Source organism: Citrobacter sp. KH_055_1 (assembly GCF_057838705.1).
Genome location: NZ_CM174473.1, coordinates 395,854 through 408,563 on the forward strand (window position 1 = coordinate 395,854; position 12,710 = coordinate 408,563).

The 12,710-nt window shown below is 50.3% G+C and carries 18 protein-coding genes; 13 read left to right on the forward strand and 5 right to left on the reverse strand.

All coding sequences use genetic code 11. The features are described 5' to 3' along the window. Window positions 1–6: 6 nt before the first annotated feature. From secY to arfA, 10 genes are all read left to right on the forward strand, one after another. On the forward strand, window positions 7–1,338 hold the full coding sequence (gene secY / locus AC3ITF_RS01970) for a preprotein translocase subunit SecY (RefSeq protein WP_001118864.1): 1,332 nt from the start codon (window positions 7–9) through the stop codon (window positions 1,336–1,338). 30 nt (window positions 1,339–1,368) lie between these two features. Further along, window positions 1,369–1,485: a 50S ribosomal protein L36 gene (rpmJ, locus tag AC3ITF_RS01975; RefSeq protein WP_000868187.1), complete on the forward strand. Its 117-nt coding sequence runs from the start codon at window positions 1,369–1,371 to the stop codon at window positions 1,483–1,485. A 146-nt stretch (window positions 1,486–1,631) separates the two neighbouring features. Beyond that, the gene (gene rpsM, locus AC3ITF_RS01980; RefSeq protein WP_003031135.1) at window positions 1,632–1,988 is read left to right on the forward strand and encodes a 30S ribosomal protein S13; all 357 of its coding nucleotides are present in this window, start codon (window positions 1,632–1,634) and stop codon (window positions 1,986–1,988) included. Window positions 1,989–2,004: 16 nt separating this feature from the next. Beyond that, window positions 2,005–2,394 carry a 30S ribosomal protein S11 gene (gene rpsK, locus AC3ITF_RS01985; RefSeq protein ID WP_003031137.1) on the forward strand — a complete coding sequence of 130 codons (390 nt, stop codon included), beginning with the start codon at window positions 2,005–2,007 and terminating at the stop codon, window positions 2,392–2,394. Window positions 2,395–2,426: 32 nt separating this feature from the next. Then, window positions 2,427–3,047: a 30S ribosomal protein S4 gene (gene rpsD, locus AC3ITF_RS01990; RefSeq protein ID WP_003031138.1), complete on the forward strand. Its 621-nt coding sequence runs from the start codon at window positions 2,427–2,429 to the stop codon at window positions 3,045–3,047. A gap of 25 nt (window positions 3,048–3,072) precedes the next feature. Continuing rightward, complete coding sequence (locus AC3ITF_RS01995) at window positions 3,073–4,062, forward strand: DNA-directed RNA polymerase subunit alpha (RefSeq protein ID WP_096755434.1); 990 nt, start codon at window positions 3,073–3,075, stop codon at window positions 4,060–4,062. A 40-nt stretch (window positions 4,063–4,102) separates the two neighbouring features. Continuing rightward, window positions 4,103–4,489, forward strand: coding sequence for a 50S ribosomal protein L17 (gene rplQ / locus AC3ITF_RS02000; RefSeq protein WP_042395993.1), 387 nt, complete (start codon window positions 4,103–4,105; stop codon window positions 4,487–4,489). A gap of 107 nt (window positions 4,490–4,596) precedes the next feature. Next, a complete protein-coding gene (locus AC3ITF_RS02005; protein WP_489176099.1) occupies window positions 4,597–4,965 on the forward strand; it encodes a DnaJ family domain-containing protein in 369 nt (122 codons plus the stop codon). Window positions 4,966–4,975: 10 nt separating this feature from the next. Further along, a complete protein-coding gene (gene zntR, locus AC3ITF_RS02010; RefSeq protein ID WP_045448272.1) occupies window positions 4,976–5,401 on the forward strand; it encodes a Zn(2+)-responsive transcriptional regulator in 426 nt (141 codons plus the stop codon). A gap of 57 nt (window positions 5,402–5,458) precedes the next feature. Beyond that, on the forward strand, window positions 5,459–5,677 hold the full coding sequence (gene arfA / locus AC3ITF_RS02015; RefSeq protein ID WP_117344028.1) for an alternative ribosome-rescue factor ArfA: 219 nt from the start codon (window positions 5,459–5,461) through the stop codon (window positions 5,675–5,677). Here the strand turns inward: arfA and mscL are convergent. The 5 genes from mscL to def all read right to left on the reverse strand — a co-directional run bounded on the left by mscL (window position 5,674) and on the right by def (window position 10,439). Further along, window positions 5,674–6,087 carry a large-conductance mechanosensitive channel protein MscL gene (mscL, locus tag AC3ITF_RS02020; protein ID WP_096755437.1) on the reverse strand — a complete coding sequence of 138 codons (414 nt, stop codon included), beginning with the start codon at window positions 6,085–6,087 and terminating at the stop codon, window positions 5,674–5,676. The two genes, arfA and mscL, sit on opposite strands and share 4 nt — an antisense overlap. Before the next feature lie 141 nt (window positions 6,088–6,228). Further along, window positions 6,229–7,605 (reverse strand): Trk system potassium transporter TrkA, encoded by a 1,377-nt coding sequence (gene trkA / locus AC3ITF_RS02025; RefSeq protein WP_096755438.1) that lies wholly within the window; start codon window positions 7,603–7,605, stop codon window positions 6,229–6,231. 21 nt (window positions 7,606–7,626) lie between these two features. Further along, window positions 7,627–8,916, reverse strand: a complete 1,290-nt coding sequence (rsmB, locus tag AC3ITF_RS02030) for a 16S rRNA (cytosine(967)-C(5))-methyltransferase RsmB (protein WP_096755439.1) — start codon at window positions 8,914–8,916, stop codon at window positions 7,627–7,629. 51 nt (window positions 8,917–8,967) lie between these two features. Next, window positions 8,968–9,915, reverse strand: a complete 948-nt coding sequence (gene fmt / locus AC3ITF_RS02035) for a methionyl-tRNA formyltransferase (RefSeq protein ID WP_115257341.1) — start codon at window positions 9,913–9,915, stop codon at window positions 8,968–8,970. 14 nt (window positions 9,916–9,929) lie between these two features. Continuing rightward, a complete protein-coding gene (def, locus tag AC3ITF_RS02040; protein WP_096755441.1) occupies window positions 9,930–10,439 on the reverse strand; it encodes a peptide deformylase in 510 nt (169 codons plus the stop codon). A gap of 130 nt (window positions 10,440–10,569) precedes the next feature. On the opposite strand from def, the gene dprA reads away from it, so the two are divergent. The 3 genes from dprA to AC3ITF_RS02055 are packed head-to-tail and all read left to right on the forward strand — an operon-like array spanning window position 10,570 to window position 12,708. After that, the gene (dprA, locus tag AC3ITF_RS02045) at window positions 10,570–11,694 is read left to right on the forward strand and encodes a DNA-protecting protein DprA (protein WP_135911305.1); all 1,125 of its coding nucleotides are present in this window, start codon (window positions 10,570–10,572) and stop codon (window positions 11,692–11,694) included. Further along, window positions 11,666–12,139, forward strand: coding sequence for a DUF494 family protein Smg (smg, locus tag AC3ITF_RS02050; RefSeq protein ID WP_003031162.1), 474 nt, complete (start codon window positions 11,666–11,668; stop codon window positions 12,137–12,139). The genes dprA and smg overlap by 29 nt, the downstream gene beginning before the upstream one ends. A 26-nt stretch (window positions 12,140–12,165) precedes the next feature. Further along, complete coding sequence (locus AC3ITF_RS02055; RefSeq protein WP_096755443.1) at window positions 12,166–12,708, forward strand: DNA topoisomerase family protein; 543 nt, start codon at window positions 12,166–12,168, stop codon at window positions 12,706–12,708. Window positions 12,709–12,710 lie beyond the last annotated feature (2 nt).

Consider the following 12,710-nt stretch of genomic DNA (forward strand, 5'->3'; position numbering starts at 1 on the left):
TAGCAGATGGCTAAACAACCGGGATTAGATTTTCAAAGTGCCAAAGGTGGCTTAGGCGAGCTGAAACGCAGACTGCTGTTTGTTATCGGCGCGCTGATTGTGTTCCGTATTGGCTCTTTCATTCCGATCCCTGGTATTGATGCCGCTGTACTTGCCAAACTGCTTGAGCAACAGCGAGGCACTATCATTGAAATGTTCAACATGTTCTCTGGTGGTGCTCTCAGCCGTGCTTCTATCTTTGCTCTGGGGATCATGCCGTATATTTCGGCGTCGATCATTATCCAGTTGCTGACGGTGGTTCATCCAACGTTGGCGGAAATTAAGAAAGAAGGGGAGTCTGGTCGTCGTAAGATCAGCCAGTACACCCGCTACGGTACTCTGGTGCTGGCGATATTCCAGTCGATCGGTATTGCTACCGGTCTGCCGAATATGCCTGGTATGCAAGGCCTGGTGATGAATCCAGGTTTTGCATTCTATTTCACCGCTGTTGTAAGTCTGGTTACAGGGACAATGTTCCTGATGTGGTTGGGTGAACAGATTACTGAACGTGGTATCGGCAACGGTATCTCAATCATTATCTTCGCCGGTATCGTCGCGGGACTCCCGCCAGCCATTGCCCATACTATCGAGCAAGCGCGTCAAGGCGACCTGCACTTCCTCGTGTTGCTGTTGGTTGCAGTATTAGTATTTGCAGTGACGTTCTTTGTTGTATTTGTTGAACGTGGTCAACGCCGCATTGTGGTAAACTACGCGAAACGTCAGCAAGGTCGTCGTGTCTATGCTGCACAGAGCACACATTTACCGCTGAAAGTGAATATGGCCGGGGTTATCCCAGCAATCTTCGCTTCCAGTATTATTCTGTTCCCGGCGACCATCGCGTCATGGTTCGGGGGCGGTACTGGTTGGAACTGGCTGACAACAATTTCGCTGTATTTGCAGCCTGGGCAACCGCTTTATGTGTTACTCTATGCGTCTGCAATCATCTTCTTCTGTTTCTTTTACACGGCGTTGGTTTTCAACCCGCGTGAAACAGCAGATAACCTGAAGAAGTCCGGTGCATTTGTACCAGGAATTCGTCCGGGAGAGCAAACGGCGAAGTATATCGATAAAGTAATGACCCGCCTGACCTTGGTTGGTGCGCTTTACATTACCTTTATCTGCCTGATCCCGGAGTTCATGCGTGATGCAATGAAAGTACCGTTCTACTTCGGTGGAACCTCACTGCTTATCGTTGTTGTCGTGATTATGGACTTTATGGCTCAAGTGCAAACTCTGATGATGTCAAGTCAGTATGAGTCTGCATTGAAGAAGGCGAATCTGAAAGGCTACGGCCGTTAACAGTCGCCCGAGAAGTTACGGAGAGTAAAAATGAAAGTTCGTGCTTCCGTCAAGAAATTATGCCGTAACTGCAAAATCGTTAAGCGTGATGGTGTCATCCGTGTGATTTGCAGTGCCGAGCCAAAGCATAAACAGCGCCAAGGCTGATTTATTCGCATATTTTTCTTGCAAAGTTGGGTTGAGCTGGCTAGATTAGCCAGCCAATCTTTTGTATGTCTGTGCGTTTCCATTTGAGTATCCTGAAAACGGGCTTTTCAGCATGGTGCGTACATATTAAATAGTAGGAGTGCATAGTGGCCCGTATAGCAGGCATTAACATTCCTGATCAGAAACATGCTGTGATCGCATTAACTTCGATCTACGGCGTCGGCAAGACCCGTTCTAAGGCCATTCTGGCTGCAGCGGGTATCGCTGAAGATGTTAAGATCAGTGAGCTGTCTGAAGAACAAATCGACACGCTGCGTGACGAAGTTGCCAAATTTGTCGTTGAAGGTGATCTGCGCCGTGAAGTTAGCATGAGCATCAAGCGCCTTATGGACCTTGGTTGCTATCGCGGTTTGCGTCATCGTCGTGGTCTCCCGGTTCGCGGTCAGCGTACCAAGACCAACGCACGTACCCGTAAGGGTCCGCGCAAACCGATCAAGAAATAATCGGGGTGATTGAATAATGGCAAAGGCACCAATTCGTGCACGTAAACGTGTAAGAAAACAAGTCTCTGACGGCGTGGCTCATATCCATGCTTCTTTTAACAACACCATCGTTACCATTACTGATCGTCAGGGTAACGCGCTGGGTTGGGCAACAGCCGGTGGTTCCGGTTTCCGTGGTTCTCGCAAATCCACTCCGTTTGCAGCTCAGGTTGCAGCAGAGCGTTGCGCTGAAGCCGTAAAAGAATACGGTATCAAGAATCTGGAAGTTATGGTCAAAGGACCGGGTCCAGGTCGCGAATCTACTGTTCGTGCTCTGAACGCCGCTGGTTTCCGCATCACTAATATTACTGATGTGACTCCGATCCCTCATAACGGTTGTCGTCCGCCGAAAAAACGTCGCGTATAACGCCTCGTTTCTAGGATTGTTGGAGAAAGAAAATGGCAAGATATTTGGGTCCTAAGCTCAAGCTGAGCCGTCGTGAGGGCACTGACTTATTCCTTAAGTCTGGCGTTCGCGCGATCGATACCAAGTGTAAAATTGAACAAGCTCCTGGCCAGCACGGTGCGCGTAAACCGCGTCTGTCTGACTATGGTGTGCAGTTGCGTGAAAAGCAAAAAGTTCGCCGTATCTACGGTGTGCTGGAGCGTCAGTTCCGTAACTACTACAAAGAAGCAGCACGTCTGAAAGGCAACACCGGTGAAAACCTGTTGGGTCTGCTGGAAGGTCGTCTGGACAACGTTGTATACCGTATGGGCTTCGGTGCCACTCGTGCAGAAGCACGTCAGCTGGTCAGCCATAAAGCAATTATGGTAAACGGTCGTGTTGTTAACATCGCTTCTTATCAGGTTAGTCCGAATGACGTTGTTAGCATTCGTGAGAAAGCGAAGAAGCAGTCTCGCGTGAAAGCCGCTCTGGAGCTGGCTGAGCAGCGTGAAAAGCCAACCTGGCTGGAAGTTGATGCTGGCAAGATGGAAGGTACGTTCAAGCGTAAGCCGGAGCGTTCTGATCTGTCTGCGGACATTAACGAACACCTGATCGTCGAGCTTTACTCCAAGTAAAGCTTAGTACCAAAGAGAGGACACAATGCAGGGTTCTGTGACAGAGTTTCTAAAACCGCGCCTGGTAGATATCGAGCAACTGAGTTCGACGCACGCCAAGGTGACCCTTGAGCCTTTAGAGCGTGGCTTTGGCCATACTTTGGGTAACGCACTGCGCCGTATTCTGCTCTCATCGATGCCGGGTTGTGCGGTGACCGAGGTTGAGATTGATGGTGTACTACATGAGTACAGCACCAAAGAAGGCGTTCAGGAAGATATCCTGGAAATCCTGCTCAACCTGAAAGGGCTGGCGGTGAGAGTTCAGGGTAAAGATGACGTTATTCTTACCTTGAATAAATCTGGCATTGGCCCTGTGACTGCAGCCGATATCACCCATGATGGTGATGTCGAAATCGTCAAGCCACAGCACGTGATCTGCCACCTGACCGATGAGAACGCATCTATTAGCATGCGTATCAAAGTTCAGCGCGGTCGTGGTTATGTGCCGGCTTCTACCCGAATTCATTCGGAAGAAGATGAGCGCCCAATCGGCCGTCTGCTGGTCGACGCCTGCTACAGCCCTGTAGAGCGTATTGCCTACAATGTTGAAGCTGCGCGTGTAGAACAGCGTACCGACCTGGACAAGCTGGTCATCGAAATGGAAACCAACGGCACAATCGATCCTGAAGAGGCGATTCGTCGTGCGGCAACCATTCTGGCAGAACAACTTGAAGCTTTCGTTGATTTACGTGATGTACGTCAGCCGGAAGTTAAAGAAGAGAAACCAGAGTTCGATCCGATCCTGCTGCGCCCTGTTGACGATCTGGAATTGACTGTCCGCTCTGCTAACTGCCTCAAAGCAGAAGCTATCCACTATATCGGTGATCTGGTACAGCGTACTGAGGTTGAGCTTCTTAAGACGCCTAACCTTGGTAAAAAATCTCTTACTGAGATTAAAGACGTGCTGGCTTCCCGTGGACTGTCTCTGGGCATGCGCCTGGAAAACTGGCCACCGGCAAGCATCGCTGACGAGTAACCGGATCACAGGTTAAGGTTTTACTGAGAAGGATAAGGTCATGCGCCATCGTAAGAGTGGTCGTCAACTGAACCGCAACAGCAGCCATCGCCAGGCTATGTTCCGCAATATGGCAGGTTCACTGGTTCGTCATGAGATCATCAAGACGACCCTGCCTAAAGCGAAAGAGCTGCGCCGCGTAGTTGAGCCGCTGATTACTCTTGCCAAGACTGATAGCGTAGCTAATCGTCGTCTGGCATTCGCCCGTACTCGTGATAACGAGATCGTGGCAAAACTGTTTAACGAGCTGGGCCCGCGTTTCGCGAGCCGCGCCGGTGGTTACACTCGCATTCTGAAGTGTGGCTTCCGTGCAGGCGACAATGCGCCGATGGCATACATCGAGCTGGTTGATCGCTCTGAATCGCAAGCAGAAGCTGCTGCAGAGTAATCTGTAGTAACGTAAAAAAACCCGCCCCGGCGGGTTTTTTTATATCCGAAGCACCCCAACCTATCTATACGAACTGTACTTTTTTTGTTCACCCCCTGGAGCACTGTATGTGGTTACTGGACCAGTGGGCAGAGCGCCATATTAATGACGCGCAGGCCAAAGGCGAGTTTGATGATTTACCGGGTTCCGGTGAGCCGCTTGCTCTGGATGATGATTCTCATATTCCACCGGAACTGCGAGCCGGCTACAGGTTATTAAAAAATTCGGGTTGCCTTTCTCCCGAACTTGAGCTGCGCAGAGAAGCAATTCGTCTGCTTGATATCCTTGCAGGAATTCGTAAAGATGAGGTTCAGTATGAGGAGGTAAGTCGACGTCTTTCGCTCCTTGAACTTAAACTTCGACAGGCTGGACTCAGCACCGAGTTTTTGCGTGGGGAATATGCAGAAAAACTTCTGCATCGGATTAGTGATGATTAGCGGAGGTACCATGTATCGTATTGGCGAATTAGCTAAACTGGCTGAAGTCACGCCAGATACCATCCGCTACTATGAAAAGCAGCAAATGATGGAGCATGAAGTACGCACTGAAGGTGGATTTCGACTCTATACCGAAAGCGATCTTCAACGTCTTAAATTTATTCGTTATGCCCGACAGCTTGGTTTTACTCTGGAGTCGATCCGCGAGTTACTCTCGATCCGTATCGATCCTGAGCACCATACTTGCCAGGAGTCTAAGGGAATTGTTCAGGAAAGATTAAAAGAGGTTGAAGCCCGAATTGCTGAGCTTCAGACAATGCAGCGCTCGCTACAGCGATTGAACGATGCATGCTGCGGCATGGCGCATAGCAGCGTTTACTGCTCTATTCTCGAGGCACTTGAGCAAGGCGCTAGCGGAACAAAATCAGGCTGTTGATTTATTGAACGGTCAGGTCTACACTCGCGGCGTAAATTATTACACACTGGAGAGATTATGAGTCATTATCAGCACACCAAAGGGCAGATAAAGGACAACGCCATTGAAGCACTATTACATGACCCGCTATTCAGACAGCGGGTTGAGAAAAATAAGAAAGGAAAAGGAAGTTATCAGCGTAAAGGTAAACAAGGAAATCGGGGTAACTGGGAGGCCAGTGGCAAGAAAGTGAATCACTTTTTTACCACTGGCCTTCTTGTTTCAGTGAGTGCTTAAGAACGGTTATTTTGTTCTTTCAGCAGGTCACGTATTTCACTCAGCAACACCTCTTCTTTTGATGGGGCTGGCGGTGCTGTTGGCTCTTCAGCCTTTTTGCGATTCAGTCTGTTGATTAACTTGATGGCCATAAAGATAGCAAAGGCAACAATAATGAAATCAAACACATTCTGAATAAACACACCGTAGTGCATCACGACCGCCGGGATATCTCCCTGCGCGTCGCGTAACGTTAAGGCAAACTGTTTAAAATCAATCCCACCAATTAACAAGCCCAGTGGTGGCATGATGATGTCGGCAACCAGTGACGAAACAATCTTACCGAATGCCGCACCAATAATGACACCCACTGCTAAATCTACAACATTCCCGCGCATCGCGAATTCGCGAAATTCTTTAATAATGCTCATTTTATTCTCCCTATGCAGCTGACGTTTATAAGTCTAACAAATGTTAAGACAATTTCCATTTATGTATTGCTGACAGGGGGATTTATTAGACCATGAAAAATAAGGGGAAATAAAAAGGGCGCTGTACTAGCACCCTCATAATTACAGAAAGAAGGGACTTGGCTGGAATAAACGTTCGACATCGGTAATAAATTTTTTATCGGTCAGGAACATAATGACGTGATCACCCTGCTCAATACGCAAGTTGTCATTAGCGATCATTACGTCATTACCCCGAACAACGGCGCCAATGATTGTTCCTGGCGGCAGCTTAATCTCGTCAATTGCACGGCCGACAACCCGGGATGTAGTTTCATCTCCGTGCGCGACAGCTTCGATGGCTTCTGCCACACCACGGCGCAACGAAGAAACGCCGACGATATCTGCTTTACGGACGTGGCTGAGCAATGCAGAGATCGTTGCTTGCTGTGGTGAAATGGCAATATCAATCACGCTGCCCTGCACCAGATCAACGTACGCCTTACGTTGAATCAGCACCATTACTTTCTTGGCGCCCATACGTTTAGCCAGCATTGCCGACATGATGTTAGCTTCGTCATCGTTAGTGACGGCAATAAACAGATCAACCTGATCAATATGCTCTTCGGCGAGCAGTTCTTGATCCGAAGCATCGCCAAAAAAGACGATCGTATTTTGTAACTTTTCAGCAAGCTCTGAAGCTCGTTGCTGATCGCGCTCGATCAACTTAACGCTGTAATCCTTTTCCAGCCGCCGAGCGAGTCCGGCACCGATATTACCGCCGCCTACAAGCATGATGCGCTTGTAGGGTTTTTCCAGACGCTGCAGTTCGCTCATCACTGCGCGAATATGTTGTGACGCTGCAATAAAGAATACTTCGTCACCCGCTTCCACGATGGTAGAGCCCTGCGGGCGAATAGGTCTGTCATGGCGGAAAATTGCCGCAACGCGGGTATCGATATGCGGCATATGCTCGCGCATAGTCGACAGTGCGTTACCGATCAGTGGACCGCCATAATAGGCTTTAACCACTGCGAGACTGACTTTACCTTCGGCAAAATTCACCACCTGCAGGGCACCAGGATATTCAATCAGCCGGTAGATGCTGTCGATAACCAGTTGCTCTGGGGCAATGAGGTGATCGATAGGTACCGCTTCGGAGTGGAAGAGTTTATCGGCATCGCGCACATAATCCGGTGACCGAATACGTGCGATACGATTAGGCGTATTGAAGAGCGAATAAGCGACCTGACAGGCGACCATATTGGTCTCATCAGAGCTGGTCACGGCGACCAGCATATCGGCGTCGTCGGCGCCAGCTTCGCGCAGTACGCGGGGATGAGAGCCATGCCCCTGCACAACGCGGAGGTCGAACTTGTCCTGCAGGCTGCGCAAGCGTTCACCGTTGGTATCGACTACCGTGATATCGTTGTTCTCGCCGACCAGGTTTTCAGCCAACGTACCACCAACTTGCCCTGCGCCCAGAATGATAATTTTCATCAGTCGCGACCCGTTATCTCATCACTTTTTGATTAGCTTAGCGTAAAAGAAGCCATCACCTTCTTCTGCACTCGGTAAATTCTGGCGGCCTGGTTGCTCAGGTGTGCCGGTTTCGCTTAATACCGCGTTTGGCGTACGCGTCAGGAAGGCCGCAATCTGCTGCTGGTTCTCTTCAGGCAGAATAGAACATGTTGCATAAACCAGCGTGCCGCCCGGCTTCAGATGCGCCCAAGTCGCATTCAGGATCTCTGCTTGTAGTTGGGCAAGCTCGGTGATATCCCGATCACGGCGCAGCCATTTAATATCCGGATGGCGACGAATGACCCCAGTGGCTGAGCATGGAGCATCCAGCAGAATACGATCGAACTGCTGTTCCCCACACCATTGTTGTGGAAAACGACCATCGCCCTGCTTGACGGTAGCCTTCATGCCCAAACGCTTCAGGTTGTCGTAGACGCGAGACAGACGTTTTTCGTCTACGTCGACCGCCATTACATTTGCATTCGGAGCAACCTCCAGAATATGTGTCGTCTTTCCACCTGGCGCTGCACATAAATCGAGGATCTGTTCACCGTTCTTCGGCTGCAGATAGCTTACGCATCCTTGAGCGGAAGCGTCCTGGACGGTTACCCATCCCTGCTCGAAGCCGGGCAATGCCAGAACTGACACTGGGGTTTCCAGACGCACAGCATCCGGGTAATCCGGGTGTGGGAAGCCGGTAAGACCACTTTCCGCCAGCAATGCTAGCCACGCGTCGCGCGAGTGGTGGTTACGGTTAACGCGTAGCCACATTGGCGGACGCTGGTTATTAGCCGCAAGAATGGTTTCCCACTGCTGTGGATAAGCATTCTTAATGCGTTTTACTAACCAGGATGGGTGTAAGAAGCGCAGTTCGCTTTGTGCAAACTCGGTTAACAGTTCGTCCTGGCGGCGCTGAAACTGGCGTAGTACGCCGTTAATCAGGCCTTTCAACTGCTGGCGTTTGATCACGACCGCGCCTTCCACTGTTTCAGCTAATGCAGCATGAGGAGGGATACGGGTATGCAGTAGTTGGTAGAAACCGACCATGATCAGGTAGTGGACCGTGCGCTGTTTACCCGTCATCGGGCGTTCCATCAGCTGTTTGATCATCCACTCAAGTTGGGAGAGGGTGCGCAATACGCCGAAGCAAAGTTCCTGTAACAGCGCCTTATCTTTATCGGCAACTTTCTGCTGCATGGCAGGTAGCACATTGCTTAGCGACTGCCCCTTTTCGACAACCTGTTCGACGGCCTGCGCCGCCATACTGCGTAAATTTAGATTTTTTTTCATAACCGCAAAAATAAAAATGCCCGGAGATGCCGGGCTTTAAGAGATGAACCGTCAGAGCAGACGGTTTCCAGGAACGAACCATTCCCGGCGTGAATTCAACAGGTCCTGCGCGCTCATGGCTTTTTTACCGGCTGGCTGCAAAGAGATGAGATTCAGGATGCCATCGCCTGTCGCAATCTGAATACCCTGGCGGGTTGCTTCCAGAATCGTTCCTGGTTCGGCACCTGCAGGTTTATCAATCACCGTGGCCTGCCAGATTTTGACCGGCTGCTCATCAATGACGATGTAACTCATCGGCCATGGATTAAAGGCGCGAATGCAGCGCTCCAGCTGAACGGCACTAAGCGTCCAGTCCATGCGGGCTTCTTCTTTACTTAGCTTCTCGGCATAGCTCACCAGCGATTCATCCTGGACTTCAGGTTTCGCGGTGCCCGTTGCCAACAGGTGCAGTGTGTGCAGCAGTCCCTGTGGGCCGAGTTCGGCTAACTTATTGTAGAGGCTGGCGCTGGTGTCTTCAGTGGTGATTGGGCAAGAGAGTTTGTGTAGCATATCGCCGGTATCCAGACCGACATCCATCTGCATGATGGTGACGCCGGTTTCGGTATCGCCAGCCCACAGTGAACGTTGGATGGGTGCCGCGCCGCGCCAGCGAGGAAGCAGGGAACCATGGACGTTGATGCATCCCAAGCGCGGCATGTCCAGCACGGCTTTTGGCAGAATAAGGCCATATGCCACTACCACCATTACATCTGCGTGCAGGTCAGCAACTAACTGCTGGTTTTCCTGAGGACGAAGAGAGACGGGCTGAAAAACCGGTAACCCTTTTTCTTCGGCCAGCACTTTTACCGGGCTGGGCATCAGCTTTTTACCACGTCCTGCTGGGCGATCCGGTTGGGTAAATACGCCGACGACGTTATGTCCAGAAGACAGCAGCGCGTCGAGATGACGCGCTGCAAAGTCAGGTGTACCCGCAAAAATAATACGTAGTGAGTCTGACACGTTGATTCTTGTCCTTAAGGTCGGGCGTTCAGGCGGTCAAGTTTTTCAACTTTCTGACGAATGCGTTGTTGTTTCAACGGCGACAGATAATCAATAAACAATTTACCGACCAGGTGATCCATTTCGTGTTGAATGCAGATCGCTAACAGGCCATCGGCTTCCAGTTCAAAGGGGTTACCCTCACGATCGAGTGCGCGAATTTTTACTTTCTCAGCGCGCGGTACTAATGCTCGCTGTTCGGGAATAGACAGGCAACCTTCTTCAATGCCGGTTTCACCGTCTTTTTCCAGTAGCTCAGGGTTGATCAACACCAGGCGCTCATCGCGATTTTCAGAGATATCAATAACAATGATGCGCTGATGAATATCAACCTGCGTTGCCGCCAGGCCAATACCTTCTTCGGCGTACATCGTCTCGAACATATCATCGACGATACGCTGAATTTCTGCATTCACTTCTTCAACCGGTTTTGCGATTTTGCGAAGGCGCTCGTCCGGGATATGTAACACTTGCAAAACTGACATAGTTATCCAGAGTTGTGTTCAGGAGTTGGAAAGATTATTACCTCTATTCTAGACAAAACCCCTTCTGATTGACAGCATCAGTGACCAATCGCAAAGATTGCTATGACTGCTTGTGGCAGGGGGAAAAGGGATGACCCACACAGAGATTTGGTTACGTTTAGCACGAGTATGTGAACTTTATGGTGATGAGATGGTGCGCATTGCTCACTGGCTTATTGCTCAACCGTGTATTAACAAAACGATACTCCAGTATGCAGGATTCTCTCCCCGCCAGGCCGCACGTTTTTTAAGCTTTTCCGACATTGAATTGGAAAAAACGCTGCGCTGGCTGGAGTTACCGCATCACCATGTCGTTTTTGCCGATAGCGAACGTTATCCGCCACAGCTTCGCGCCACTGAAGATTACCCGGGACTCCTCTTTATTGTTGGCGATCCCGATTGTTTACACTCTTTTCAGGTCGCTGTTGTGGGGAGCCGGCAACATTCCTGGTATGGAGAACGCTGGGGGCGATTATTCTGTGAGAAGCTTGCCGCTTGCGGTGTGACAATCACCAGCGGGCTGGCACGGGGGATCGATGGCGTCGCGCACAACGCGGCGGTAAATATGAATAGAACCAGTATCGCCGTGCTGGGGAACGGCCTGGAAACCATTCATCCACGGCGACACGCGCATCTTGCCGAACGTCTGATTGAGGCCGGAGGCGCGCTGGTGTCTGAGTTCCCTTTGGATATGCTTCCTCTACCGCGCAATTTTCCGCGACGAAATCGTATTATCAGTGGCTTAAGCAAAGGCGTACTGGTGATTGAGGCCGCTCAGCGTAGCGGTTCGCTGGTGACTGCGCGTTGTGCCCTGGAGCAAGGACGGGACGTTTTTGCGTTACCAGGGCCAATAGGGAACCCAGGTTGTGAGGGGCCACATTGGCTCATTAAGCAAGGAGCGACGTTGGTTACGGCTCCAGAAGATATTCTGGAGAATTTGCAATACGGTTTACATTGGGTGCCAGATGAACCTGAAAATTCAATTTATTCACCAGATCACGAAGAGGTGGCATTGCCATTTCCTGAGCTCCTGGCTAACGTAGGAGATGAGGTAACACCTGTTGACGTCGTCGCTGAACGTGCCGGCCAACCTGTGCCAGAGGTAGTGGCTCAGCTACTCGAACTGGAGTTAGCAGGATGGATCGCAGCTGTACCCGGCGGCTATGTCCGATTGAGGAGGGCATGCCATGTTCGACGTACTAATGTATTTGTTTGAGACATATATCCATAACGAAGCGGAGCTGCGTGTGGATCAGGACAAACTGGAACGGGATCTTACCGACGCTGGTTTTGATCGTGAAGACATCTACAACGCGTTACTGTGGCTGGAAAAACTGGCTGATTATCAGGATGGCCTTGCCGAACCTATGCAGCTTGCATCTGACCCTCTGTCTATTCGTATTTATACGGCGGAAGAGTGCGATCGCCTGGATGCGAGTTGTCGGGGGTTCTTATTATTCCTGGAGCAGATCCAGGTGCTAAACCTCGAAACGCGAGAAATGGTGATTGAGCGTGTACTCGCGCTGGATACAGCAGAATTCGATCTGGAAGACCTGAAGTGGGTGATCCTGATGGTTTTATTCAACATTCCCGGTTGTGAAAATGCGTATCAGCAAATGGAAGAATTACTCTTTGAAGTGAATGAAGGTATGCTGCATTAATCAATCTTCATTCAGTATGAGTTGTTATGGCTAAATCAGCACTGTTTGCGGTGCGTAAAAACGAGCCCTGCCCACAATGCGGGGCTGAACTGGTTATTCGCTCTGGGAAACATGGCCCGTTTCTCGGTTGTTCACAGTATCCGGAATGCGACTATGTCCGTCCGCTAAAATCCTCTGCGGACGGACATATTGTCAAAGTTCTGGAGGGTAAGTTTTGTCCTGAGTGCGGTGCTGAGCTGGTGCTGAGGCAGGGACGATTCGGTATGTTTATTGGGTGTAGCGATTACCCGGCATGTGACCATACTGAACTTATCGACAAACCAGATGAAACGGCGATTGTTTGCCCTCAATGCCGGACAGGCCAGTTGGTCCAGCGGCGTTCCCGTTATGGCAAAACTTTTTACTCCTGCGATCGCTATCCTGAGTGTCAGTTTGTCATCAACTTCAAACCTCTGGCTGGAGAGTGTCCTGAGTGTCACTATCCACTTCTCATCGAAAAGAAAACCGCACAGGGTGTGAAACACTTTTGTGCCAGTAAACAATGTGGAAAGCCGGTCTCGGCGGAATAAAA